The organism is Aeromonas sp. Y318-3, from assembly GCF_027706185.1.
Lineage (GTDB): Bacteria > Pseudomonadota > Gammaproteobacteria > Enterobacterales > Aeromonadaceae > Aeromonas > Aeromonas veronii.
The window spans coordinates 1-24,295 of the sequence record NZ_JAPDCN010000025.1 but is presented as its reverse complement, the minus strand read 5'-3'; the positions used below and the strand labels follow the sequence as shown (position 1 = coordinate 24,295).

The 24,295-nt window shown below is 57.2% G+C and carries 22 protein-coding genes; 5 read left to right on the top strand and 17 right to left on the bottom strand.

The genetic code is table 11. From position 1 onward, the window contains the following. Positions 1–10: 10 nt before the first annotated feature. From glmU to mioC, 15 genes are all read right to left on the bottom strand, one after another. Complete coding sequence (glmU, locus tag OKB77_RS22345) at positions 11–1,378, bottom strand: bifunctional UDP-N-acetylglucosamine diphosphorylase/glucosamine-1-phosphate N-acetyltransferase GlmU (protein ID WP_199427997.1); 1,368 nt, start codon at positions 1,376–1,378, stop codon at positions 11–13. A 94-nt stretch (positions 1,379–1,472) separates the two neighbouring features. Continuing rightward, positions 1,473–1,901: a F0F1 ATP synthase subunit epsilon gene (locus OKB77_RS22340; RefSeq protein ID WP_005342354.1), complete on the bottom strand. Its 429-nt coding sequence runs from the start codon at positions 1,899–1,901 to the stop codon at positions 1,473–1,475. An 18-nt stretch (positions 1,902–1,919) separates the two neighbouring features. Next, entirely contained in the window at positions 1,920–3,308 is a 1,389-nt protein-coding gene (atpD, locus tag OKB77_RS22335; RefSeq protein ID WP_005339344.1) for a F0F1 ATP synthase subunit beta, read from the bottom strand. 33 nt (positions 3,309–3,341) lie between these two features. After that, positions 3,342–4,208, bottom strand: coding sequence for a F0F1 ATP synthase subunit gamma (atpG, locus tag OKB77_RS22330; RefSeq protein ID WP_005339343.1), 867 nt, complete (start codon positions 4,206–4,208; stop codon positions 3,342–3,344). 43 nt (positions 4,209–4,251) lie between these two features. Next, positions 4,252–5,793 carry a F0F1 ATP synthase subunit alpha gene (atpA, locus tag OKB77_RS22325; protein WP_005339342.1) on the bottom strand — a complete coding sequence of 514 codons (1,542 nt, stop codon included), beginning with the start codon at positions 5,791–5,793 and terminating at the stop codon, positions 4,252–4,254. A gap of 15 nt (positions 5,794–5,808) precedes the next feature. Continuing rightward, complete coding sequence (gene atpH / locus OKB77_RS22320) at positions 5,809–6,342, bottom strand: F0F1 ATP synthase subunit delta (RefSeq protein WP_005339341.1); 534 nt, start codon at positions 6,340–6,342, stop codon at positions 5,809–5,811. 13 nt (positions 6,343–6,355) lie between these two features. Next, positions 6,356–6,826, bottom strand: a complete 471-nt coding sequence (gene atpF / locus OKB77_RS22315) for a F0F1 ATP synthase subunit B (protein ID WP_005339336.1) — start codon at positions 6,824–6,826, stop codon at positions 6,356–6,358. 54 nt (positions 6,827–6,880) lie between these two features. Then, positions 6,881–7,123: a F0F1 ATP synthase subunit C gene (gene atpE, locus OKB77_RS22310; protein ID WP_005307205.1), complete on the bottom strand. Its 243-nt coding sequence runs from the start codon at positions 7,121–7,123 to the stop codon at positions 6,881–6,883. 58 nt (positions 7,124–7,181) lie between these two features. Beyond that, entirely contained in the window at positions 7,182–7,964 is a 783-nt protein-coding gene (atpB, locus tag OKB77_RS22305) for a F0F1 ATP synthase subunit A (protein WP_005339335.1), read from the bottom strand. An 8-nt stretch (positions 7,965–7,972) separates the two neighbouring features. Further along, on the bottom strand, positions 7,973–8,383 hold the full coding sequence (locus OKB77_RS22300) for an ATP synthase subunit I (protein ID WP_199415663.1): 411 nt from the start codon (positions 8,381–8,383) through the stop codon (positions 7,973–7,975). A 190-nt stretch (positions 8,384–8,573) separates the two neighbouring features. Continuing rightward, a complete protein-coding gene (locus OKB77_RS22295; RefSeq protein WP_005342343.1) occupies positions 8,574–9,482 on the bottom strand; it encodes a ParB/RepB/Spo0J family partition protein in 909 nt (302 codons plus the stop codon). Beyond that, positions 9,479–10,282 (bottom strand): ParA family protein, encoded by an 804-nt coding sequence (locus OKB77_RS22290; RefSeq protein ID WP_005342341.1) that lies wholly within the window; start codon positions 10,280–10,282, stop codon positions 9,479–9,481. Before OKB77_RS22290 ends, OKB77_RS22295 begins: the two co-directional genes overlap by 4 nt. A 26-nt stretch (positions 10,283–10,308) precedes the next feature. Next, on the bottom strand, positions 10,309–10,935 hold the full coding sequence (gene rsmG, locus OKB77_RS22285; protein ID WP_005339331.1) for a 16S rRNA (guanine(527)-N(7))-methyltransferase RsmG: 627 nt from the start codon (positions 10,933–10,935) through the stop codon (positions 10,309–10,311). A 21-nt stretch (positions 10,936–10,956) separates the two neighbouring features. After that, positions 10,957–12,846: a tRNA uridine-5-carboxymethylaminomethyl(34) synthesis enzyme MnmG gene (mnmG, locus tag OKB77_RS22280; RefSeq protein WP_042063321.1), complete on the bottom strand. Its 1,890-nt coding sequence runs from the start codon at positions 12,844–12,846 to the stop codon at positions 10,957–10,959. A gap of 508 nt (positions 12,847–13,354) precedes the next feature. Continuing rightward, positions 13,355–13,804 (bottom strand): FMN-binding protein MioC, encoded by a 450-nt coding sequence (mioC, locus tag OKB77_RS22275; RefSeq protein WP_265776390.1) that lies wholly within the window; start codon positions 13,802–13,804, stop codon positions 13,355–13,357. 396 nt (positions 13,805–14,200) lie between these two features. On the opposite strand from mioC, the gene OKB77_RS22270 reads away from it, so the two are divergent. The 5 genes from OKB77_RS22270 (at position 14,201) to fhuB (ending at position 21,732) form a co-directional block, all read left to right on the top strand. Continuing rightward, on the top strand, positions 14,201–16,297 hold the full coding sequence (locus OKB77_RS22270; RefSeq protein WP_199415664.1) for a TonB-dependent siderophore receptor: 2,097 nt from the start codon (positions 14,201–14,203) through the stop codon (positions 16,295–16,297). 79 nt (positions 16,298–16,376) lie between these two features. Then, positions 16,377–18,023 carry a multidrug ABC transporter permease/ATP-binding protein gene (locus tag OKB77_RS22265; protein ID WP_199415665.1) on the top strand — a complete coding sequence of 549 codons (1,647 nt, stop codon included), beginning with the start codon at positions 16,377–16,379 and terminating at the stop codon, positions 18,021–18,023. Positions 18,024–18,069: 46 nt separating this feature from the next. Continuing rightward, positions 18,070–18,834 carry an ATP-binding cassette domain-containing protein gene (locus OKB77_RS22260; protein ID WP_064339077.1) on the top strand — a complete coding sequence of 255 codons (765 nt, stop codon included), beginning with the start codon at positions 18,070–18,072 and terminating at the stop codon, positions 18,832–18,834. Positions 18,835–18,868: 34 nt separating this feature from the next. Next, the gene (locus OKB77_RS22255) at positions 18,869–19,753 is read left to right on the top strand and encodes an ABC transporter substrate-binding protein (RefSeq protein WP_064339078.1); all 885 of its coding nucleotides are present in this window, start codon (positions 18,869–18,871) and stop codon (positions 19,751–19,753) included. Further along, the gene (gene fhuB, locus OKB77_RS22250) at positions 19,750–21,732 is read left to right on the top strand and encodes a Fe(3+)-hydroxamate ABC transporter permease FhuB (protein WP_199415666.1); all 1,983 of its coding nucleotides are present in this window, start codon (positions 19,750–19,752) and stop codon (positions 21,730–21,732) included. The genes OKB77_RS22255 and fhuB overlap by 4 nt, the downstream gene beginning before the upstream one ends. Before the next feature lie 419 nt (positions 21,733–22,151). Here the strand turns inward: fhuB and OKB77_RS22245 are convergent, their stop codons facing one another. Continuing rightward, positions 22,152–23,471, bottom strand: coding sequence for a type II toxin-antitoxin system HipA family toxin (locus tag OKB77_RS22245; RefSeq protein ID WP_270818524.1), 1,320 nt, complete (start codon positions 23,469–23,471; stop codon positions 22,152–22,154). Continuing rightward, the gene (locus tag OKB77_RS22240; protein ID WP_017410478.1) at positions 23,471–23,725 is read right to left on the bottom strand and encodes a helix-turn-helix domain-containing protein; all 255 of its coding nucleotides are present in this window, start codon (positions 23,723–23,725) and stop codon (positions 23,471–23,473) included. Before OKB77_RS22240 ends, OKB77_RS22245 begins: the two co-directional genes overlap by 1 nt. Between the last annotated feature and the right edge of the window lie 570 nt (positions 23,726–24,295).

Below are 24,295 nucleotides of genomic sequence, written 5' to 3'. Positions count from 1 at the left end.
CATACTGATATCACTTATCAGTTTTCTTGACCGGACGAGCCCAGTTCTTGATATGGCGCTGGGGTACCCGGGTAATCACGAGTTCATGTTCGCCCACGTCCTTGGTAATAGTAGAGCCGGCACCCAGGGTGGCCCCCTTGCCGATGCGAACAGGCGCTACTAGTTGGGTATCAGAACCAACGAATACATCATCCTCGATGATGGTCTGGAATTTGTTGACCCCGTCGTAGTTGCAGGTGATGGTACCGGCACCGATATTCACCCCGGCTCCGATCTCGGCATCACCCAGATAGGTCAGATGACCGCACTTGGAACCAACCCCAAGACGGGCCTTCTTCATCTCGACGAAGTTGCCAACGTGCGCATCCTGCTCCAGAACCGCCCCCGGACGCAAGCGGGTAAACGGACCCACTGAGCACTGATCTGCCACCTGCGCACCCTCGATAACCGAGTAGGGTTTCACCTCGGTGTGATCGCCAATGACACAATCTTTCAGTACGCAACCGGCTCCGATACGAACATGATTGCCGAGAGTCACCTTGCCCTCAATGATGACGTTTGCATCAATAACAACCTCTTCACCAATTTCCAAAACCCCACGCAAATCAAAGCGTGTGGGGTCGATCATGGTTGCACCAGCAATCATCAGTTTCTCGGCCTGCATCTGCTGATAGCTGCGCTCAAGTTGGGCCAATTGCACCCGATTGTTGGCCCCTTCAACTTCAGCGGCACGCTCTGGATGCACAGCGGCAATCGGGCAATTATCGCCGTGAGCCATGGCGATCACATCCGTCAGATAGAACTCACCCTGGGCATTCTTGTTGTCGAGACGAGACAACCATTGACGCAACTGGCCCCCATTGGCCACCAGCACGCCGGTATTCACCTCACGGATCGCCAGCTGTTCGGCATTGGCATCCTTCTGCTCGACGATACCGACCACCTGACCGTTTTCACGGACGATACGGCCATAGCCGGTCGGGTTGTCGAGCACTACGGTCAGCAGTGCCATCCCGTTTTCAGCCTTGGCGGCGAGCAAGCGCTGCAGGGTCTCGGGCTGGATCAGCGGGGTATCGCCGTAGAGCACCAGCACATCGTCTTCATCCTTCCAGAACGGGATCGCCTGGGCGACGGCATGACCAGTTCCCAGCTGCTGCGCTTGCAGCACCCAGTTCACATCGGCCGCCACGATCCGCTCTTTCAGCAGTTCGGCACCGTGGCCATAGACCAGATGCAGCTGCTCGGCACCAACCTGACGGGCAGTATCGATCACATGGGAAACCATGGGTTTGTTGGCTACCGGGTGGAGTACCTTGGGCAGGGAAGAACGCATGCGGGTACCTTTACCCGCCGCCAGGATCACGACGTTGAGGGACATAAATTGACCTTTGGAACATGAGGAAATACTCGGCGGAGTCTATCCAACGGGTAAAAAAAAAGCGACCCGAAGGTCGCTTTTTACATCACCGTTATTAGCGGTAATTCTTTTTGACGATATCGATGACTCGCAGTTGAGCCATCGCCTTGGCCAGCTCGGTGGCGGCCTGGGCGTAGTCGATATCACCATGGGAGCTGTGGATCCGCTCTTCGGCTGCGCGCTTGGCTTCCTGGGCTTTCGCCTCATCCAAGTCGTCAGCACGAATAGCAGTGTCCGCCAGCACGGTCACGGATTCAGGTTGTACTTCCAGCATACCGCCGGAGATGTACAGCACCTCTTCAGTTCCGTTCTGCTTCACCAAGCGGACCAGGCCCGGCTTGATGGCAGTCAGCAACGGAGCATGACCGTGGCGGAGACCCAACTCACCTTCGGAGCCTGATACCTGAGCAGTTTGCACGCGACCGGAAAACAGTTTTCCTTCGGCGCTCACCACATCCAGGTGAAAGGAGATCATCTCTGCCATGGGCCCTCCTGTCGAGGCTTACAGTTTCTTGGATTTCTCGACGACTTCGTCGATACCGCCAACCATGTAGAACGCCTGCTCGGGCAGATCGTCATACTCGCCTTTCAGGATGCCCTGGAAACCACGGATGGTCTCTTTCAGCGGCACGTATTTACCCGGAGAACCGGTAAACACTTCTGCTACGAAGAACGGCTGGGACAGGAAACGCTCGATCTTACGGGCACGGGCTACGGTCAGTTTGTCTTCTTCTGACAGTTCATCCATACCCAGGATGGCGATGATGTCCTTCAGCTCTTTGTAGCGCTGCAGTACGGTCTGAACGCCACGAGCGGTCTCGTAGTGCTCTTTGCCAACCACCAGCGGATCCAGCTGACGAGAGGTAGAGTCCAGCGGGTCAACGGCCGGGTAGATACCCAGTGCCGCGATTTGACGGGACAGTACGACGGTCGCATCCAGGTGGGCGAAGGTGGTCGCCGGAGACGGGTCAGTCAAGTCATCCGCAGGCACGTAAACGGCCTGTACGGAGGTGATGGAACCGGTCTTGGTGGAGGTGATACGTTCTTGCAGAACACCCATCTCCTCGGCCAGGGTCGGCTGGTAACCTACTGCAGAAGGCATACGGCCCAGCAGTGCGGATACTTCAGTACCGGCCAGGGTGTAACGGTAGATGTTGTCCACGAAGAACAGCACGTCACGACCCTCGTCACGGAACTTCTCTGCCATGGTCAGGCCGGTCAGCGCAACGCGCAGACGGTTTCCGGGCGGCTCGTTCATCTGACCGTAAACCAGAGATACTTTGTCCAGTACGTTGGACTCCATCATCTCGTGGTAGAAGTCGTTACCCTCACGGGTACGCTCACCTACACCGGCGAACACAGAATAACCACTGTGTTCGATCGCGATGTTACGGATCAGCTCCATCATGTTTACGGTTTTGCCTACACCGGCACCACCGAACAGACCCACTTTACCACCCTTGGCGAACGGGCATACCAGGTCGATAACCTTGATGCCTGTTTCCAGCAGATCGTTGCTGTTGGACTGATCTTCGTAGCTGGGGGCAGCGCGGTGGATAGACCAGCACTCTTCTTCACCGATCGGACCTTTTTCGTCGATTGGCTCGCCCAGTACGTTCATGATCCGACCCAGAGTCGCAGTACCGACCGGAACCTGGATGGATTTACCGCTATTCACTACTTCCAACCCACGACGCAGACCGTCGGAGGAGCCCATGGTGATGCAACGAACGACGCCGCCACCGATCTGTTGCTGAACTTCCAGCACCAGACCCTGGCCTTGACCTTCGCTAACGACCTTCAGTGCATCGTACACCTGGGGCACGGCATTCTGCGGGAACTCGATGTCCACAACAGCGCCGATGATTTGGACGATGAAACCGTTACTCATGTCAAATCCTCTAAACCTTTGATAACCCTTGCCTTACACCGCAGCAGCACCGGATACGATCTCTGTCAGCTCCTGGGTAATACTGGCCTGACGGGCCTTGTTGTATACCAGTTGCAGATCGTTAATCAGGTTACCGGCGTTGTCAGTCGCGGCTTGCATGGCAACCATTCGGGCTGCCTGTTCACTTGCCAAGTTTTCCACTACACCCTGGTAAACCTGAGATTCGACATAGCGAACCAGCAGGGTATCCAGCAGCTTCTTGGGATCCGGCTCATAGAGGTAATCCCAGTGGTGTTTCTTGGCGAGCTTGCTGTCTTCAGTTACGGGCAAAGGCAGCAGTTGATCGACCCGTGGTTGCTGCACCATGGTGTTGACGAACTTGTTGTACACCAGATACAGCTTGTCAATCTCACCGTTGTCGTAAGCCTTCAGCATGACCTTGACTGAACCAATCAGGTCATTGACGCTCGGACTATCGCCCAGTCCTGCGACATGAGCTTTAACCTTGGCGCCGTGCCGTTCAAAGAAGTTGGAGGCCTTGTTACCGATCAGTGCCAGGTCAACCTTGGCACCTTTCGCGCTCCATTGCTTCATATCATTGAGGGCAGCCTTGAACAGGTTGATGTTCAGACCACCACACAGGCCACGGTCGGTGGAGACGACGATGTAACCCACTCGCTTGACCTCACGTTCGATGAGGTAGGGGTGCTTGTATTCCAAGTTCCCCTGAGCGATATGGCCGATCACCTTGCGCATGGTTTCAGCGTACGGACGGCTGGCAGACATGCGTTCCTGCGCACGGCGCATTTTGCTTGCTGCCACCATTTCCATAGCGCCGGTGATCTTCTGAGTGTTTTTCACACTCCCGATCTTGTTACGTATCTCTTTTGCGCCGGCCATCTCTTACTCTCCATCAAGTGGCAGCTCACGCTGCCACACACGCTTACCAGGTCTGGGTTGCTTTGAAGCTATCCAGCAACGCAGTCAGCTTGCCAACGATCGCGTCGTTGTAGTCGGCTTTGGCATTGATTTCAGCCATCAGCTCGGCATGCTGGGTATTGGCGTAAGAGAGCAGAGCGGCTTCGAAGTCGACGATCTTGTTCAGCTCGACATCGGAGAGATAGCCTTTCTCGGCGGCGAACAGCACCAGAGACTGGTGAGCCACGCTCAGCGGAGAGTACTGCTTCTGCTTCATCAGCTCGGTCACTTTCACACCGTGATCCAGCTGCTTGCGAGTCGCCTCGTCCAGATCGGAAGAGAACTGGGCGAATGCCGCCAGTTCGCGATACTGGGCCAGCGCGGTACGGATACCACCGGACAGCTTCTTGACGATCTTGGTCTGAGCAGCGCCACCTACACGGGATACAGAGATACCCGGGTCAACCGCCGGACGAATACCGGAGTTGAACAGCTGTGAAGTCAGGAAGATCTGACCATCGGTGATGGAGATCACGTTGGTCGGAACGAACGCAGATACGTCACCTGCCTGGGTTTCGATGATTGGCAGCGCGGTTAAAGAACCGGTTTTGCCTTTCACTTCACCCTTGGTGAACTTCTCTACGTACTCGGCGTTAACGCGAGCAGCACGCTCCAGCAGACGGGAGTGCAGATAGAAAACGTCACCCGGGTAAGCTTCACGTCCTGGCGGACGGCGCAGCAACAGGGAGATCTGGCGATAAGCTACGGCCTGCTTGGACAGGTCATCATAGATGATCAGTGCGTCTTCACCGCGGTCACGGAAGTACTCACCCATGGAGCAACCGGCATACGGAGCCAGGTACTGCAGAGCAGCCGCTTCGGAGGCAGAGGCAACCACCACGATGGTGTTGGCCAGGGCACCGTGCTCTTCCAGCTTGCGCACTACGTTGGCGATGGTGGAGGCCTTCTGGCCAATCGCAACGTAGACACACTTAATGCCGGAATCTTTCTGGTTGATGATGGTGTCGATCGCGATGGCGGTCTTACCAACCTGACGGTCACCGATGATCAGCTCACGCTGGCCACGACCGATAGGGATCATGGCATCGATGGCTTTCAGACCGGTCTGGACCGGCTGGTCAACAGACTTACGCTCGATAACGCCCGGTGCGATCACTTCGATCGGCGAGAAGCCGTCGTTGTCGATCGGACCTTTACCGTCGATCGGCTGACCCAGGGTGTTCAACACCCGGCCCAACAGACCACGACCTACCGGCACTTCCAGAATACGGCCAGTACCTTTTACTTTCATTCCTTCTGACAGACCGTCATAGGAACCCATAATCACCGCACCGACGGAGTCACGCTCCAGGTTCAATGCCAGAGCGTAGCGGTTGCCCGGCAGCTCGATCATCTCACCCTGCATGGCATCAGCCAGGCCGTGAATACGAATGATACCGTCGCTCACAGAGACGATGGTACCTTCGTTACGCGCTTCGCTCTTTACATCAAACTGCGCAATGCGCTGCTTGATCAGCTCGGCGATTTCAGTGGAATTCAGTTGCATGCTCTAATACCCCAATCAAGATTGCAGCGCGTCAGCCATGCGATCCAGCTTACCGCGGACTGTGCCGTCGATTACCAGATCACCGGCCTTGATGAGCACCCCGGCCATCAAGGACGCATCGATGCTGCAATTCAGCTTCACTTTGCGCGCGAGACGTTGTTCCAGAGAAGCCTGAATATTGGCTTTCTGCTGGTCGGTCAGTTCGATCGCCGAAATCACGTCAGCCTGAACCTCTTTATCCAGTTCAGCTTTGAACGCTACAAATTCAGCAACGACCGCCGGCAGCACACCCAAGCGACCATTCTCGGCCATCACCCGGATCAGGTTCTGGCCATGCACGTCGAGTTGCTCACCGCAGACACCGACAAACAGCGTTGCCAGCTCTTCGGCGGCCACAGAGCCGTTTACCAGGTTGTGCATGGTCTCGTTTTCCACTACTTGCGCAGCGAAACCGAGCATACCCAGCCACTGGTCAACCGCCTTGTGCTCAACGGCAAACTCGAAAGCAGCCTTGGCGTAGGGGCGAGCGATTGTAGTCAGTTCAGACATAGCCCCGTTCCCGTTACAGTTCTGCTACCAGTTTGTCGACGATGTCGCTGTTGGCAGCCTGGTCGATTTGACGCGCCAGGATCTTCTCTGCACCAGCAATGGCAAGAGCAGCAACCTGCTTACGCAGTTCTTCTTTGGCACGATGACGTTCAGCTTCGATCTCGGCACGGCCCTGAGCCAGGATTTTTTCCCGCTCAGACTGGGCACCAGCGGCAGCTTCATCAATGATCTGGGCTTTACGTTTGTTAGCCTGCTCAATGATTTCAGCAGCCTGCAGCTTGGCTTCTTTCAGCTGATCGGTGGCGTTGGCCTTGGCCAAATCCAGATCTTTCTTGGCACGTTCGGCAGAAGAGAGACCGTCAGCAATAGCTTTCTGACGGGCTTCGATGGCAGCAATCAGCGGCGGCCATACGTACTTCATGCAAAACACTACGAAGAAGAAAAAAGCAATTGCTTGGCCGAGGAGGGTGGCATTGATATTCACAGCCGATGTCCTCTTAAGTTAGTTAATGGGTTATGCCTGGAGAGTCGTAACGACTTAGCCAGCAACCGCAAACATCACGTACAGACCCAGACCAACGGCGATCATCGGAATCGCATCCACCAGACCCATTACGATGAAGAACTGGGTACGCAGAACAGGGATCAGATCCGGTTGACGAGCAGCACCTTCCAGGAACTTGCCACCCAGGATACCGATACCGATGGAAGCGCCGATAGCAGCCAGACCCATCATCATTGCAGCAGCGATGTACAGCAGGTCCATGTTCAAGTTTTCCATGAGGATCTCCAGTTATTTAGATGTAATTGATTGTATAAAAAGGATTATTTGAGTTGCATCAACCATGGTCTTCCTGCGCCATCGACAGATAGACGATGGTCAGAACCATGAAAATGAATGCCTGCAAAGTGATGATCAGGATGTGGAAAATTGCCCAAGGCACGGACAGGATCCACTGTGACCACCAGGGTAACAAACCAGCAATCAGGATAAAGATCAGTTCGCCAGCATACATGTTGCCGAACAGTCGAAGACCCAGAGAAACAGGTTTGGAAATCAGCGTAACAGTTTCCAGGATGAGGTTAACCGGGATGGCCGCCGGGTGGTTGAAAGGCTGAAGCGTCAGCTCCTTCACAAACCCGCCGATACCCTTGACCTTGATGCTGTAATACAGGATCAAGAAGAACACGCCCAAAGCCATGGACATGGTGATGTTAACGTCAGCAGAGGGAACCACACGCAGATAGGGAATACCCATCAATTGTGCAGCGTGAGGGATAAAGTCAACGGGGATCAGATCCATGAAGTTCATCAGGAAGATCCACACAAACACCGTCAGCCCCAAAGGTGCGATGACCTTGTTGCGACCGTGAAAGATGTCTTTGACGTTACCATTCACAAACTCGACCAGCATCTCCACAAAGCACTGCAGCTTACCCGGCACCCCGCTGGTAGCGTTAACGGCTACTTTGCGGAACAGCAGGATAAACAGGGCGCCTAGCACGACGGAAAATACCATTGAGTCGATATTGACCGTCCAGAACCCGGACCCGACTTGAAGGTGGGTCAGGTGGTGGGAGATATATCCCTGAGGAGTCAGGACTTCTCCGGTTGCAGACATGAGTTTTCCTAATAGTGGTTGTTAAGCGTGAATGAAACCATCCACTGTACAACGAGGGCGAGGATATAAGTGGCGAAAAACGAGACGGTAACGACCTCGACTCCCGCACCAAACATCAGGGCGAATAGACCTGTTGTAGAAATGAGCTTAATCCCTGCCCCACCATAAAAGTCCCGCAAAACCAGGCCCACACTCTCGGTTGTCACCTTGCGGCGCAGCACCCAGACAGTAAACAAGGCTTGAGGAACCCAGTACATCCCCCCTCCGCAGAGGGCGGAATAACCGGCGCTGGCACCAGTCAGGTAAAACCAGACGGCACTCATCGCCAGGATCAGGATGAGCTGACAAACGAGCATAACCAAGGCCAGTGTCAAACCTTCCAAGGCTATTTTCTGCTTCACCAACCTACCCCTGAACATTACAGAACTGTAAAAAATCGGGATCCGAAGACCCCATGTTAACAGCTCTTAAAGCCGGTCAAATTATACCCTTGAGGGCAGCTATTGCAATATGACAAAAATCCTTAATTTTTGCGGCTTTCCGCGGCAAATCAGGGTTATGGTCATATCAAAAGGAATGGATGTTTTATTACTACAAAAAGCGTAAAAATCACGATTCCGACACGCCAAAATAGCCCAATATACGGTCCAAATCGGACAAATTCTCGTAACTTATTACTAACTTCCCGCTATCCCGCTTGCCAGGCTGAAGTTGCACCTGATTGCCAATTTTTTCTGCCAGTTGGCGCTCCAGGTAGCCGATCTGCGGATCACGGGCCGGTTCGACCCTGGCTTTTGCCGGTTCGAGCGCTTTTTGCACCAGCTTCTCGGTATCGCGCACGGTCAGCCCTTTCTGGGCAACCAGCTTGGCCAGTTCAGACTGGGCCTGGCCGCTCAGGGCCAGCAGGGCACGGGCATGGCCCATATCGAGGTCGCCGTGCTCGACGAAACGCTTCACATCGTCGTTGAGCTGGTTGAGACGCAACAGGTTGGTCACCGTGGTGCGGGATTTGCCCACCGCCTCGGCCACCTGCTGGTGGGTGAGCTCGAATTCGGTCAGCAGTCTTTGTAAAGCGACCGCCTCTTCGATGGCATTGAGATCTTCCCGCTGAATATTCTCTATCAGCGCGATGGCGACGGCAGCCTCGTCGGGTACATCCTTGACGATACAGGGCACCACCTCAAGCCGCGCCAGCTGGGACGCGCGCCAGCGCCGCTCACCGGCAATGATTTCGAAGGATTGTTCGCCGAGAGGGCGTACCACGATGGGCTGGATCACCCCCTGGGCGCGGATGGAGTTGGCAAGCTCTTCCAGTGCATCCTGGGACATGTCTTTGCGGGGCTGGTACTTGCCGGACTGCAACCACTCCACCGGCAGCTTGCGCAGCTCGCCCTGATTGGTGGGGGCCATGGCCTCTTCAGTACGTTGATCGCTCATCACCTGTTTCTGGCGGGCAGCCGTGCTGGTACTGAGCAGGGCATCCAGCCCCTTGCCCAGTCCACGTTTTTTCGGAGTCATATGCTCTCTCGGTCTGCGATGGTCGCCTGACGTTCCTGCTCCTGGCGGCGCAGGATCTCGCCAGCCAGTGCCAGGTAGGCCTTGGCGCCCACCGATGATTTGTCATAGTGCATGGCCGGGGCACCGAAACTCGGGGCCTCAGCCAGTCTAACGTTGCGGGGAATGATGGTGCGGTAGACTTTGTCGCCAAAGTGCTGTTTTAGCTGATCGGACACATCATTAGCCAGCCGGTTGCGGTGATCGAACATGGTGCGCAGCACCCCTTCGATCTTGAGATCCGGATTGACCACAGCGGCCAGCTTGCTGATGGTGTCGACCAGGGCGGTCAGCCCCTCCAGCGCGTAATATTCGCACTGCATGGGCACCAGCACGGAGTCGGCGGCGGCCATGGCGTTCACGGTCAGCATGTTGAGAGAGGGCGGGCAGTCGATGAAGACGTAGTCGTATTTGTCCCGCACCGAAGCCAGCGCATTGCGCAGGCGGATTTCGCGGGCGAAAAATTCCATCAGACGGATTTCGGCCGCGGTCACGTCGGCGTTGGCGGCAATCAGGTGATAGCCCCCGGTGGTTTCGGGGATGATCACTTCGCTGATGGGGGCATCCTCGATCAGCAGCTCATAGGCGGTGCGCTCGACGTCATACTTGTCGACACCGCTGCCCATGGTGGCATTGCCCTGCGGATCCAGATCGATCACCAGCACCTTGCGCCGGGTGGCAGCCATGGAGGCGGCCAGATTCACACAGGTGGTGGTTTTACCCACTCCACCCTTCTGGTTGGCTATGGCGATGACTTTTCCCACACGATCCCCTAAATGAAACTGCGACCCTATTCGGGCTGGATATGTTTGAATTCCAGCAGATGACGTTCGCCTTCCAGCTCCGGCACCCGCAACTCATGACAGGCTACCAGACGGATATTGGCAGGCAACTGGGCCAGCTCCTGCTCGGGATATTGTCCCTTGAGTGCCAGGAAGCAGCCCTGTTCTGACGGCAGGTGGTGACACCAGCTCAGCATGTCCTCCAGCGAGGCAAATGCCCGACTCAGTACACCATCAAATCCCACCTCGGGTTGATACTCTTCAACCCGGGATTTGACCGGCGTCACATTGGTCAGACCCAGCTCCTGGATCACCTGACGGATGAAGTTGATCCGCTTGCCCAGACTGTCGAGCAGGACGAACTGCTTGTCCGGATTGATGATCGCCAGCGGCAATCCCGGCAGGCCGGGACCTGTCCCCACGTCGATGAAGCGCTCACCGTGCAAGTGGGGGCTTACCACCAGGCTATCGAGGATATGCTTGACCAGCATGGCGTCCGGATCTCGCACCGAGGTGAGATTGTAAGCCTTGTTCCACTTGTGCAGCAACTCGACCAACTGCACCAGTTGGCTCTTTTGGGTATCGGTGATAACAATTTCGGCCTGCTTGAGCAGGCCGTTCAATCTTTCCAGCATATTTTCCAACGGTAAGAATCCTCAGGCGGTTTTACGCAGCAGGCCGTGTTTTTTCAGGTGAACCAGCAGGATGGAGATGGCCGCCGGGGTGATGCCGGAGATGCGGGAAGCCTGACCAATGGTCTGCGGCTTGGCATCGTTCAGCTTGGCTTTCACCTCGTTGGAGAGGCCATTCACCTCGCGATAGTCCAGATCCAGCGGCAGCAGGGTGTTCTCGTTGCGCAGCTGCTTTTCCACTTCATCGTGCTGACGCTCGATGTAACCGGCGTACTTGATCTGGATTTCAACCTGTTCGGCCGCGGCAGGATCGGTCACGGAAGGGCCGACACCTTCGATGGCCATCAGCGCATCATAGGTTACCTCGGGGCGACGCAGCAGCTCTTCCAGACTCTGTTCGCGGGTCAGCGGGGTGTTGACCAGAGCGTTGACCGCTTCCAGTGACGGGTGTTGCGGGTGGATCCAGGTTGAACGCATGCGCTGACGCTCCAGCTCAACCTGTTCCATCTTGGCGTTGAATTTGCTCCAGCGCTCGTCATCCACCAGACCCAGTTCGCGACCGATGGCAGTCAGGCGGATATCGGCGTTGTCTTCCCGCAGCAGCAGGCGATATTCGGCGCGGCTGGTGAACATGCGGTAAGGCTCGCGGGTCCCCAGGGTGGAGAGATCGTCCATCATCACGCCCATGTAGGCCTGATCCCGACGCGGGTTCCAGGGATCCTTGTCCTGGGCACGCAGGGCCGCGTTCAGGCCGGCCATCAGGCCTTGTGCCGCCGCCTCTTCGTAACCGGTCGTGCCGTTGATCTGGCCGGCGAAGAACAGGTTTGGAATGCACTTGCTCTCCATGTTGGCCTTGAGATCCCGCGGATCGAAGAAATCATATTCGATGGCATAGCCGGGGCGGGTGATGTGGGCGTTCTCGAAGCCGCGCACGGAACGGACGATCTGCACCTGCACGTCAAACGGCAGGCTGGTGGAGATCCCGTTCGGATAGAGTTCGTGGGTGGTCAGGCCTTCCGGCTCGACGAAGATCTGGTGCGCCGTCTTGTCGGCGAAACGGGTGATCTTGTCTTCGATCGACGGGCAGTAGCGCGGGCCGATCCCCTCGATCACCCCGGCGTACATGGGGCTGCGATCCAGGTTATTGCGGATCACCTCGTGGGTACGCTCGTTGGTGTGGGTGACGTAGCAGGGCACCTGACGGGGATGCTGGCTGGCATCGCCGATAAACGAGAAGACCGGACGCGGATCGTCGCCGTGCTGGGCCTGCATCACAGAGAAATCGACGCTGCGGGCATCTATGCGCGGCGGGGTGCCCGTCTTGAGGCGATCGATGCGCAGCGGCAGTTCACGCAGGCGCTGGGCCAAGGCGATCGAGGGAGGATCCCCGGCACGACCGCCCTTGTAGTTTTCCATCCCGATGTGGATCAAACCATTCAGGAAGGTACCGACCGTCAGCACCACAGTCTTGCCGCTGATGCGGATCCCGCTCTGGGTGACCACACCGGCAACACGATCCCCGTCCATGATCAGATCGTCACAGGCCTGCTGGAAGATCTTCAGGTTCGGGTAGTTTTCCAGCATCTGGCGAACGACGGCCTTGTAGAGCAGGCGATCCGCTTGGGCACGAGTGGCTCTTACCGCCGGGCCCTTGGAGGAGTTGAGGGTGCGGAACTGGATCCCGCCAAGATCGATGGCACGCGCCATGATCCCGCCGAGTGCGTCAACTTCCCTGACCAGGTGTCCCTTGCCGATCCCGCCGATCGCCGGATTACAGGACATGTGTCCCAGCGTATCGATATTGTGGGTCAGCAGCAGGGTGTTCATGCCCATACGGGCTGCCGCTGTTGCTGCTTCGGTTCCGGCATGACCGCCACCGACGACGATCACATCAAATTGTTCATGGTATTGCATTGGGATCACCTTGATCTGCACGCCTGAAGATCTTTATTTGCCTGGGCTAAAGGGCGGAACATTCTATCTGTTTCGCGTCCTGAGGGGAACGTCTACTTAACGTTCAGTATGAAGGGAGGATCCACTAATTAGATCTTAAGGATCTTTAGATCGATCTTTTACTGGATCTCTTATTAGGATCCGCCCTTTCTGTTGATAAGCACTTTTTGATCATAAAGATCATTAATTTAAGGGCGATCCTAGCTTGTGGAAAAGCTTGGATCCTGGCCCGGTGAACGAGGGGATAACCAGGACTTTTATACACAGAGGTCTGTCGGTCTGGATCTAATACATGGATAACTATAGGTTTTGCAGAGCTTTACACCGTAGTTATACACATTACCCCTGGGCGTTGTGGGTAACCTTGTAGAACAACTCCCCCGGATCAATCTGTTAATAACATGGTGGATAGTCGATCTGGGGATAAGTGGGGAGATCAAGCTTTTTTTCAGGATCTCCCGCACGCTGATCAGGCGATCATCGTCATCCAGTCGCGGATCCACACTTCTGCGGCATCTTCGGGGATCTCGTGTTGGGTCACATCGATGTCGAGCCGCTCGCCGATCCGGCTGGCACCGCACTCGGCCAGCAGGCGATCCAGCGTCTTGCCACCCTGGCAAAAGGTGTCATAACTGCTGTCACCAAGGGCGATCACGCCATATTTCAATGAATTAAGATCCGGATGCTGCTCGGCAAGATCCTTGGTGAAGGGTTGCAGGTTGTCGGGCACATCCCCGGCACCATGGGTGGAAGTGACCACCAGCAGGATGGATCCCGCATCATCCAGCACCTCTGCCAGCTTGGCCGGGTTGTGGATCCGGGTCTGGTGGCCAGCCTGTTCCAGCAGGTTGGCGACGTGGTCTGCGACATATTCGGCGGCGCCCAGCATGGAGCCGACGACGAGATTGAGTTTGGCCATGGAATGGATCCTGATTTCAGACAAAGAAACGCAAAGCCGGATTCTACCGCCAAAGGGTGTGGATAAATATGGATAAAGCTTGGGGATAATGGATCCAGTCAGATAATGCCGCCGGATCCATCCTGCCGATCTTTTTTCTGCTTCTTTATATTCCTCTTCATTTTCTTCTCCGCTAATGGCTCTCCTGATGACGCCCATCCCCCGCGAAATCCTGCCAACGATGCAGCTAGATAACAATGTAGATGCAAATGATTAGCAATTATTGAATCGATTCGATCACGACTCCTGTAGTAGGATTGCGCTGCTTTATTCGCCCATGGAACAGGGTGATGTCGTGACAAACGACCACAAATAACAATTAAAACAACATAACTCATTGATAAACGAGACTTTAATATGATTACGCAAAAATACACTACAGGACCCGGCAAGAAGGGCGCCTTCGGCGTGCTTTCGCTCTCCGGTTTGCTCGTCTCCCTGCCGCTGATGGCCGAACAAACCACCGCTGAACTGCCCAAAGCCAGCGAAACCATGGTAGTGACCGGTACGGCCATGAAGGTGGAAGTGCCGATGGCCGAGACCCCTCGCGCCGTTTCCGTAGTTAATCGCGAGGAACTGGATCAGCACGCCGTGTTGCAGCTGGATGAAGCGATTCGCTACCGTTCCGGCGTATTGACCGGTCTCTATGGTTCCGACAACAACACCGACTGGTTCAAGGTGCGTGGCTTCGATGCCGCCTCTTATCTGGATGGCAACCGCTTGTTTGGCACCGGCTACTACGTCTGGACGCCCGAACCGTTTGGTCTGGAGAGTGTGGAAGTGCTGAAGGGGCCAGCCTCGATCCTTTACGGTGAGGCGCCTCCGGGCGGGGTGATCAATGCCATCAGCAAGCGGCCGACCGCCACGCCGCAAGGGCAGGTGGATCTGCAGCTTGGCAGCCGGGATCATCGTCAGGTCGGGGTGGACGTCTCTGATGCGCTCTCCGACAACAGCCGTTACCGCATGGTTGCTCTTTATAAAGAGCGTGATGGTGTGCTTACCGGTACTTACAACGATCGGGTTTATCTGGCGCCCAGCGTCACCTTCGATCTTTCGGATCGTACCAGTCTGACCCTGCTGGCCAGCTTCCTGCACGACGAAGGGGTCCCGACCAACGGCTTTTTCCCGGTCTATGGCACCCTGAATACGTCAGGTGACCAGATTGATCCCTCCACCAACCTGAGTCAGCCGGATTACGATCGCAACCGCAATACCCAGATCTCCACCGGTTATGAGCTGGCCCACCAGCTCAACCAGACCTGGGAGTTCAAACAGAACGTCCGCTTCAACTACAACGATCTGCTGCTGCGTCAGACCTATATCTTCCCGACCTATGAAGGCACAACTGCCAGTCGTGGCCTGGTTTACCGTGATGGCAATACCAAGAGTGCCACCATGGATAACCAGATGGTGGGCTACTGGAACACCGACAGCACCGAGCAGACCTTGCTGCTGGGGGTAGATCTGCAGCGTCACGTCAATGAAGGGGTCGAGGCCGACAACTACGGTATGGGCACCATCAATACCATGAACCCGGATTACAGCGGCTTCCCCGGTTTTGATGAGTCGACTGCTACTCACCAGAAGAGCAGCAAGGGCCAGAGCGGCCTCTATGCCCAGCACCAGATCCGCTGGGACGATCGCTGGTTGCTGACTGCCGGTGGCCGTTTCGACTATGTGGAGACCCACAATACCAATACCAGCAAGGACGAGCGCCAGTACGATCACGAGCTCTCCCTCTCGGGCAGCCTGATGTATCTGGCTGACAACGGCCTCTCTCCCTACTTTGCCTATGCCGAGTCGTTCGAAGTGCTGCCGGGGATAGATCCCAACACCAAGAGTTCCTACAAGCCGCTTAAGGGCAAGCTCTACGAGACCGGCGTGAAGTATGCGCCAGCCTTCCTCGACGGTTACATCAATCTGGCGCTATTCGATCTGGCCCAGACCAACTCGCTGGTCTCTACCGGTTCCGGCCAGCAGACCCAGGCGGGTGAAGTGACCTCTCAGGGGGTTGAGCTGGAAGGGAGCGTGCAGGTGACCGATGCGCTGCGTCTGACCGCTGCTTATACCTACACAGATGCCAAAACCAACGACACTGGCAGTGGCGATCGCCGTGCCAGCCTGATCCCGCGCCACCAGGCCTCCTTCTGGGGTAACTACAAGGTGCAGCAAGGGGTGGCTTCGGGTCTGGAGCTGGGTACCGGTGTGCGTTATATCGGTTCCAGCGTGGGTATTGGCGCCGTGAATGCGGACTACACCCCCATCTACGGCTCTGCCGAGGTGCCGGCCCATACCGTCTGGGATGCGATGATCGGGTATGACTTTGCCAAGAACTGGCGTGCCCAGCTCAACGTTAACAACCTGCTGGGTGAAACCTACGTTGCCAGTTGTGACTACTACTGCTACTACGGCGAGCCGCGCAGCGTAGTGGGCAGCATCAACTACCGCTGGTAATCGAAGTCGGGCGGGAACCGGATTCCCGCCCTTCTTTTCACCCGCAGTTGTTCTGATCTCTCTGGAATACCGGTCCGTTATGGAACTCTTGTCTCTGGTTTATCGCCAATATCGTTGGCCTTTTATCACCATTACCCTGCTCAGTCTGCTCAGTGCCGTCAGCGGGATTGGCGTCATTGCTTTTATCAATCAGTCTCTAATCGAGTCTATAGGTGATCCGCTGCCGATCCTCGGTCAGCTGGTCAGCCTGATAGTGTTACTGCTGGTGATCACACTCGGATCTCAGCTGGCCCTGACCACTCTCGGTCACCATTTTGTCTACCGGTTGCGTGGCCGTCTGCTCAAGCAACTGTTGGATACCGATGTCGCCCGCATCCGCCAGATTGGTCAGGGGCCACTGCTGGCCTCCCTCTCCAGCGATATCGGCCAGATTACCATCGCCTTCGTGCGCCTGCCGGAGCTGGTGCAGGGGCTGGTACTCACGCTGGGTTCTGCCCTTTACCTTGGCTGGCTCTCTCCTGCATTACTCGGGGTGACCGCGCTCTGGGTCACGATTACCATGGTGGTGGGCTGGTTGCTGGTGAACCGTGTTTATCGCCATCTCTCCCACATGCGTCAGGCCGAAGATCGGCTCTATCAGAACTATCAGGCCATCATCGCCGGCAGCAAGGAGCTGGCGCTCAACCGCGAGCGGGCTCACTTCGTTTACCACCAGCTCTATGAACAAAATGCCCGTGACTACCGCCAGCAGATCATCCGCGCCGACACCTATCACCTGAGCGCGGTGAACTGGTCGAATATCATGATGCTGGGGGCCATCGGTCTGGTCTTCTTTCTGGCCAACGGCCTTGGCTGGGCCAACACCAATGTGGCCGCCACCTTCGCCCTGACCCTGCTGTTCCTGCGCACCCCGCTGTTGCAGGGGATTGGCGCCCTGCCGACCCTGCTTGCCGCTCAGGTGGCGTTCGACAAGATCGCCGCCCTCAATCTGGCCGAGCCGGATGCGGACTTCCCGCTGCCGCCCGCCATGCGCCCCTGGCAGCGTATCGAGTTGGAGCAGGTGAGCTTTCACTATCAGGGGGAGGGCGGTTTTGCCGTTGGCCCCATCGATCTGGTCATCGAAAAGGGGGAGCAGATCTTCATCATCGGTGGCAATGGCTCCGGCAAGTCGACGCTGGCCATGCTGCTGACCGGCCTTTACCAGCCGATATCGGGCCGGATCCTGCTGGATGGTGAGCCGATCACCGATCGCAACGGCTATCTGGCGCTCTTCTCCGCCATCTTCACCGACTATCACCTGTTCCAGCACCTGCTGGGGCCGGAACCCAAGGATGAGCTGGTGGCTGAGTGGCTGGAGCGGTTGCAGATGGGCAGCAAGCTCACCATCGAGGATGGCTTTATCGCCGATATCGAGCTCTCCCAAGGGCAGCGCAAGCGGGTCGCCCTGCTGCTGGCGCTGGCCGAGCAGCGCGAAGTGATGCTGTTTGACGAGTGGGCCGCGGATCAGGATCCCCAGTTCCGCCGCATCTTCTATCAGGTGCTGCTGCCGCGCCTCAAGGAGATGGGCAAGACGGTGATTGCCATCAGTCACGATGATCACTACTTCCCGCTGGCCGATCGCCTGCTGGAGATGCGTCAGGGCCAGCTCACCGAACTGACCGGCGCGCGCCGTGCCGAAGTGAGCCGCGATGCGATCGCCCATCTGGATTGCGAGGTGCCGGCTTGATGCTGGCACCGATGAGACTGGCGGCAAGCCAGCACAGGAATTGCTTATGTTCGAGATGAAATCAGCCAGCTTCACTGTCAATGACCGCACGCTGCTGCACCCCACCGACCTGCGTTTCGAGCAGGGACAGGTCTATGGCCTCATCGGCCACAATGGGTCGGGCAAATCGACCCTGCTCAAGCTGCTGGCCCGCCAGCAACCCTTGAGTGATGGCGAGATCCTGTTCGATGGCAAGCCGCTACCCGACTGGGGTAACCGGGAGTTTGCCCGTCAGGTGGCCTATCTGCCCCAGCATCTGCCGAGCGCCGAGAATCTGCTCGGGCGGGAGCTGGTGGAGATGGGCCGCTACCCCTGGCGCGGCCTGCTGGGCCGGATGGGGGCGGAGGATCACCGTCAGGTCGAGCGGGCCATCGCCCTTACCCATACCGAACGCTTTGCCGAGCGGCTGGTGGATACCCTCTCCGGCGGCGAGCGGGGCCGGGTCTGGCTGGCGATGCTGCTGGCCCAGGAGAGCCGCTTCATCCTGCTGGACGAGCCGCTGGCCGCGCTGGATGTGGCCCATCAGGTGGAGGTGCTGACGCTCGTCAAGCAGTTGAGCCGTCAGCTAAACCTTGGGGTCATCATCGTCATTCACGACATCAATATGGCCTCCCGTTTCTGTGATCGGCTGGTGGCGCTCCACTCTGGCCGCCTGCTCACCCACGGCGAACCTGAGGGACTCATGACCAGCGAGACCCTGCACGCTATCTATGGCATTCCGATGGAGGTCATTCGCCACCCGGCTCATGCTCATCCCATCGCCATCGTCTGACCGGGGGGCTCTCTTGAACCGTTTATTGAAGAAGATGGCACCTTGCCTTATTAGCCTGCTGCTGCCACTAGCGGCGCAGGCCGACACATCCCCGATCGCCTCTGCGCCGCTACCCCGTATCGCCACCGTCGACTGGACCATAGCCGAGACCCTGCTGGCACTCGGGGTGACGCCGCTGGCGGTGGGGGATGCAGGCCCCTATCAGGCATGGGTCGGCGAGCCACGGCTACCTGCCGGAGTGGTGGATATCGGCCTGCGCACCCAGCCCAACCGTGAGCTGCTGGCGGAGCTCAAACCCGATCGCATCCTGATCTCGCCGCTGGCGGCCCCGCTGGCGCCAACTCTTTCCCGCATCGCGCCGGTGAGCACCATCGCCCTCTATGATGGGCAAACCGATCTGTGGCAGCGGCTGCACGAGGTGACACTGACCCTCGCCCGTATGGTGGGCAAAACCGCCGAGGGCGAACGGCTGCTGGCCGGGCTGGATCGGGATCTCACCAGCATGCAGGCCAGATTGCCTGCGGATCTGCCGCCCCTGCTGGTGGTGCAGTTTATCGATGAGCGCCATGTGCGGGTGTTTGGTCGCCACAGCCTGTTCGATGCGGTGATGACGCGGCTCGGCCTGCGCAATGGCTGGCAGGAGCAGACCAATGACTGGGGTTTCTCGGTGGTCAGCATCGAGCAGTTTATGACCTTGCCAACCGCGCGGCTGGTGGTGGTCGATCCTATCCCGGTAGGGGTGAGCGAACGGCTGCAGGAGCCTGGGCTGTGGCAGCATCTGCCGCTGGTACGGCAGGCGCCCGTGCTGCATCTGCCTGCGGTCTGGAGTTTTGGCGGCGTACTTGCAGCCCGCCGTTTCGCCGGTCTGCTCAGCGATGCATTGCTGCAAGATGCCGAGCGTATGGAGGCGAGCCGATGAAGCGACTGCTCACATCGCCGCTGCTGCGGCCGGTCTCGATCCTGCTGGGGTTGATCCTCTTGCTCGCGTATTGGGAGCTGGCTCGCCAGCTGCCCGGTGCGCTCTGGTGGCAGAGCCTCTTCGCCCCCAATCTGGATGACGTCAGCCAAGCGGTGGTGCATTTCAGCTGGCTGCCCCGCTTGGTTGTCACCCTGCTGGCTGGGGCGGCGCTCGGGCTGGCAGGCACCCTGATGCAGCAGGTGCTGCGCAACCCGCTCGCATCACCCACCACTCTTGGGGTGGCCTCCGGCGCCCAGCTGGCGTTGATGATGGTGACCCTGTTTGCCCCCTCCTGGTTGCTGCTGGGGCGGGAGTGGATCGCCATGGCCGGTGGCAGCCTCGCGATGGCACTGGTGTTTGCCCTGGCCTGGCGTCGCCAGCTCAATCCGGTGGTCATCGTCTTTGCCGGGCTGGTGATCAACCTCTATCTGGCGGCCATCAGCATGGGACTCTTGCTGTTCTTTCAGGAGGAGCTGAAAGGCTTGCTGGTGTGGGGCAGTGGCTCGCTAGTGCAGAACAGCTGGAGCGGGGTTAGTTACCTGTTACCCCGCCTGCTGGCAGCCGCTTTGCTGGCCGCGGTACTGGTTCGCCCGCTGGCGGTGCTGGAGCTGGATGATGCCAGCGCCCGCAGTCTGGGGGTCTCCCTTCAGCATCTGCGTTTTGCCGGACTTGGGCTGGCGGTGTTTGTCACCGCTTGCGTGGTGAGCGTGGTGGGGCTGATCGGCTTTGTCGGGCTGGCCGCACCCGCCATGGTGCAGCTGCTCGGGATCCGCCAGCTTGGCCAGCGGCTGTTGTGGGCACCGATCCTCGGCGCCCTGCTGCTGGCGGCGACCGATCTGTTGTTGCAGAGCCTGAGCCGCTTCTGGCCAGTCTTGATCCCCACCGGCGCCATGACCGCCCTGCTGGGGGCGCCGCTGCTGCTCTGGCTGATCCCGCGCCTTGGCATCAAGTCGGGTACGCCGAAGGCAAACGCCGGCCTGCTGGTGGCTCGCCATCCGGCTCCGGCTCGCCTTATTGGCCTGTTGCTGGTCGGGTTGCTGCTGGCCGTGGTCGCCTCCCTGCTGGTTGGGCAGGGAATGACGGGCTGGAGCTGGCCAAGCTGGCTCCGCTGGCAGGCCCAGCTGGAGTGGCGGCTGCCGCGCACTCTGGCGGCGGGGGCGGCCGGTGTGCTGCTGGCGCTGGCGGGCACCCTGTTGCAGCGGGTCAGCAACAACCCGATGGCGAGCCCGGAGCTGCTGGGGGTGAGCGGTGGCACCTTTATGGGGGTGATAGCGACGGCGCTGTTGCTGCCTGCATTGCCCCTGCCGCTGATGCTGTCCGGTGGCCTGCTCGGTGCCTTCGCTTGTCTCTTGCTGCTGGTGGTGGTCAATCGCAAGCACGGCTTCCAGCCGGAGCGGATCCTGCTCTCCGGTATCGCCATCACGGCACTGTTTGAGCCGCTGCAGGCCATCGCGCTGGCCAACGGTGACCTGCGGGTGCAGCAACTGCTCTCCTGGATGTCCGGCTCCACCTACTACGTCACCCTGCCGGTGGCCTATGAGTTGGTGGGGCTGGCGCTGTTGATGCTGGCCGTCTGCCTGTTGGTGAGCCGCTGGCTCGATCTGCTGCCGATGGGGAGTGCTGTAGCGACCGCGCTTGGCATTCGCCTCAACCGTGCCCAGCTCGCCATCCTGCTGCTGGTGGCCGTGCTCACCGCCAGTGCCACCCTGGTGGTCGGGCCGCTCTCCTTCGTCGGTCTGTTGGCGCCACATATGGCCAAGCTGATGGGGTTGGTGCGGGCACGTTGGCACCTGCTTGGGGCCGCCGCTTCCGGCGCACTGCTGATGGTATCGGCTGACTGGGTCGGCCAGCAGATCCTCTTCCCGCAGGAGGTGCCGGTCGGGCTGGTATCCACCCTGTTAGGGGGCGCTTACTTCATGTGGTGCCTGCGTCGCCTCTAGGTTTGCGGATAAAAAACATACAAAAAGCCCGGGATAAACCCGGGCTTTTTGTTGCCTGCTGTGCGGAGAGTTACTTGCCGATGCAGAATGTAAATAATTTATTATCTTCAATATGTTAGTGACTTTTCGGGGGCCGCTTGGGGTAAAAGTAACTAAAACAGCATATTGAGAGGCCGCTCACGGGTTTCTGCTATCGTGCAGCGTTCCCACATAGTCCATTCTCGATCGTGCAGCCTTCCCATATGAATCAACGTGATGCCACCACACGCACTTAAAACCGTTTTTTAGGTGAGTTTTGAACATATTTTGAACCGACTGTAGCACCGTCCGGAACCTGGAAAGCCGCTTTACTCTTCGAACCGTGCAAGTTTCCCATAGGTAGTTTGGCTAACCGTGCAGTCATCCCACATACCGCCATTTTAATCCCAGCCCTTTATCAGCCTGGCTGAGCGGGCTTTTAGGCCCTCTAGAATGGTGCTGCTGATGGTATCGGGGAAGCCTGCTGGCAATTGCTGTGTAACGCGCTCAATAACATAATCAACGGAGTTGGCCAGTTCTGTCAGGATCTCTTCCATAGCAGAACGCTCAAATCCCACAGCTTTCGCCGTTTGGAAGAAATGACGCGGGAATATCTGCTCAATGGCGTACTTCTTTCCCTTGCTGCTTGCTAGGCCCATAGCGAGCTTGGCGTCCCTTCGGTTGAGGCCTCGGCCGCCAAATACTGGATAGACAGATCGGATGTCGTAAAAAGGGGTCAGGCGAAAACGCCCTTCCGGCTCAATAAAGACCGAGAAGTTTTTTGCATGGCCATCGGTGGCCGCCAGCAGCCAGAACAGGACCTGAGATTTCATGAATAGGTAGCGATCCTGTTCTGGTGTCGCAGAGCCCAGCAAGGTTTTCATGATGTCAGTGATCCCCGGTCCTCCATGGTTCTCGTATTTCCGTGCTGACGGAACATTCAATACCTGACAGAAATCTTCTTGGGGAAGGCGCATGATCCAACTGCGATCGGCAGCGTAACGTCTGTCGAAGCGTTCCACAGCCAGTGCTTTGACCTGGCCAGCCTGCATCATGAAGCAGTGAGGTACGGGTAGACCAAACTCCTTGGCAATCAGAGTGCAGAGATATTCGTTTTCTACGCTCTGGGAGAGGTCTATCGAGTAGGAGTGGCTTTCAATCTTGCCGATAGGGAGTTTGATAATGTGGGTTGTCGGCGTTGCGTTAAGTGGCAAGTACCAACGGTCATCGAGATAGAGCAGCGCAGTCTTTTCTTGCGCCCCGGCGATAGAGATCCGGAACTCCTCTTGCTCTCTGACCATCCCCAAAGGGATTCCTGATTTGTAGCTGGTCAGGATCTGCTCGAGCTCGTCATCGGAAAGTGCTTTGTAGTCGATTCGCCTGACATCTGGAACGTCGTGCCCTTCGGTAACCAGCTGTAATGCCCCTACGCTATCCTGGCCAATGCAACTGAGCAGATCGAAGGGCTGGGTTGATGCCGCTTGATAGCGTGCTACAACCCTGTTTCTCACCTCCGTATTATCTGGCAGCAGGTTGTCGAAGAAGTTATAGGTTTCATCGCCCCGGTAGGCCTGATGGCGCAATGGCATGGAGAGTGAGATCGGACGGCTGCCCGGTTGTGCTAGCCATGACTCATGGTACTGAAACTGATGGGCGCCGCTGGTAGTTTTGGTGAATGTGCCTACCCGATAGCCGTTCATGTAGACAGCCAGATTGGCCATTACCACTCCTCCTTCCAGCCCGATGCCGGACTCTCGGATGACTCATTGCGGGGTTTGATATCCACTGACAATTCGAGTGCTGCGAGGATCTTGAACAGGGTTTCCAGCTTGGTGGACTCAGGATTGAGCTCGAAGCTGGAGACTGTGTCTTGCCTAATCCCCACTTTCTCGGCCACTTTGCCTTGAGAGAGCTTTTGAGAAAGCCTGGCATCCTTGATACAGGCGCTCAGCTGCTTGGCGCTGGTTACTTTCATGATTCGACAACCTGGTAGCGTGCCTTCTTCCAATTTACACGCTATGGCAGGTATATCAATATTTACCTGTTATAGGAGGTAAATGTAACTTACACGCTGTAGGCGGTATCTAACATTTATCCCCTATAGCGGGTAAGAGAACAGCAGACGGGGAGATTACCAAGCCATGGGGTAAAGAACTGCCGCGCTACGCTTGGCTGCTGGCTTTGAGGTGAGTCGAAAAGATGACTCACCTCAAAGCCCAGCTTCTGTAGATTTCCTCCTTTGGCATCCCATTCAGCAGATCAGGAATGGTGAGCAACGTCGCTTAAATACTCAAATACAACTCAAAAGCGACTTTGTGATGACGGATCACACTTAAAGTTTGTGCTGTCAGATCAAAAGGCTATCGAAAGGTTGTGTTTCGATCGTCATGTGGTGGTTCTAAAAAGGTATACCCCATAAAAACCACTCAATACCCTCTCGAAAATAATATTGAAACCATTTATATTGATGTCGTTTTCAGAAGACGGCTGCACTGAACGTCAGAAGCCGACTGCACTATAGCAGCGGAGGGGTTGGATCCATCAG

Coding starts and splice junctions, on each gene's coding strand:
- mnmG (WP_042063321.1), bottom strand. CDS start 12,846: ATGCAATACCATGAACAATTTGATGTGATCGTCGTCGGTGGCGGTCAT.
- OKB77_RS22265 (WP_199415665.1), top strand. CDS start 16,377: ATGGAACTCTTGTCTCTGGTTTATCGCCAATATCGTTGGCCTTTTATC.
- atpD (WP_005339344.1), bottom strand. CDS start 3,308: ATGAGTAACGGTTTCATCGTCCAAATCATCGGCGCTGTTGTGGACATC.
- mioC (WP_265776390.1), bottom strand. CDS start 13,804: ATGGCCAAACTCAATCTCGTCGTCGGCTCCATGCTGGGCGCCGCCGAA.
- OKB77_RS22300 (WP_199415663.1), bottom strand. CDS start 8,383: ATGTTCAGGGGTAGGTTGGTGAAGCAGAAAATAGCCTTGGAAGGTTTG.
- OKB77_RS22260 (WP_064339077.1), top strand. CDS start 18,070: ATGTTCGAGATGAAATCAGCCAGCTTCACTGTCAATGACCGCACGCTG.
- atpA (WP_005339342.1), bottom strand. CDS start 5,793: ATGCAACTGAATTCCACTGAAATCGCCGAGCTGATCAAGCAGCGCATT.
- glmU (WP_199427997.1), bottom strand. CDS start 1,378: ATGTCCCTCAACGTCGTGATCCTGGCGGCGGGTAAAGGTACCCGCATG.
- atpE (WP_005307205.1), bottom strand. CDS start 7,123: ATGGAAAACTTGAACATGGACCTGCTGTACATCGCTGCTGCAATGATG.
- rsmG (WP_005339331.1), bottom strand. CDS start 10,935: ATGCTGGAAAGATTGAACGGCCTGCTCAAGCAGGCCGAAATTGTTATC.
- OKB77_RS22255 (WP_064339078.1), top strand. CDS start 18,869: ATGGCACCTTGCCTTATTAGCCTGCTGCTGCCACTAGCGGCGCAGGCC.
- OKB77_RS22340 (WP_005342354.1), bottom strand. CDS start 1,901: ATGGCAGAGATGATCTCCTTTCACCTGGATGTGGTGAGCGCCGAAGGA.
- OKB77_RS22270 (WP_199415664.1), top strand. CDS start 14,201: ATGATTACGCAAAAATACACTACAGGACCCGGCAAGAAGGGCGCCTTC.
- atpB (WP_005339335.1), bottom strand. CDS start 7,964: ATGTCTGCAACCGGAGAAGTCCTGACTCCTCAGGGATATATCTCCCAC.
- OKB77_RS22295 (WP_005342343.1), bottom strand. CDS start 9,482: ATGACTCCGAAAAAACGTGGACTGGGCAAGGGGCTGGATGCCCTGCTC.
- fhuB (WP_199415666.1), top strand. CDS start 19,750: ATGAAGCGACTGCTCACATCGCCGCTGCTGCGGCCGGTCTCGATCCTG.
- OKB77_RS22245 (WP_270818524.1), bottom strand. CDS start 23,471: ATGGCCAATCTGGCTGTCTACATGAACGGCTATCGGGTAGGCACATTC.
- OKB77_RS22240 (WP_017410478.1), bottom strand. CDS start 23,725: ATGAAAGTAACCAGCGCCAAGCAGCTGAGCGCCTGTATCAAGGATGCC.
- atpH (WP_005339341.1), bottom strand. CDS start 6,342: ATGTCTGAACTGACTACAATCGCTCGCCCCTACGCCAAGGCTGCTTTC.
- atpG (WP_005339343.1), bottom strand. CDS start 4,208: ATGGCCGGCGCAAAAGAGATACGTAACAAGATCGGGAGTGTGAAAAAC.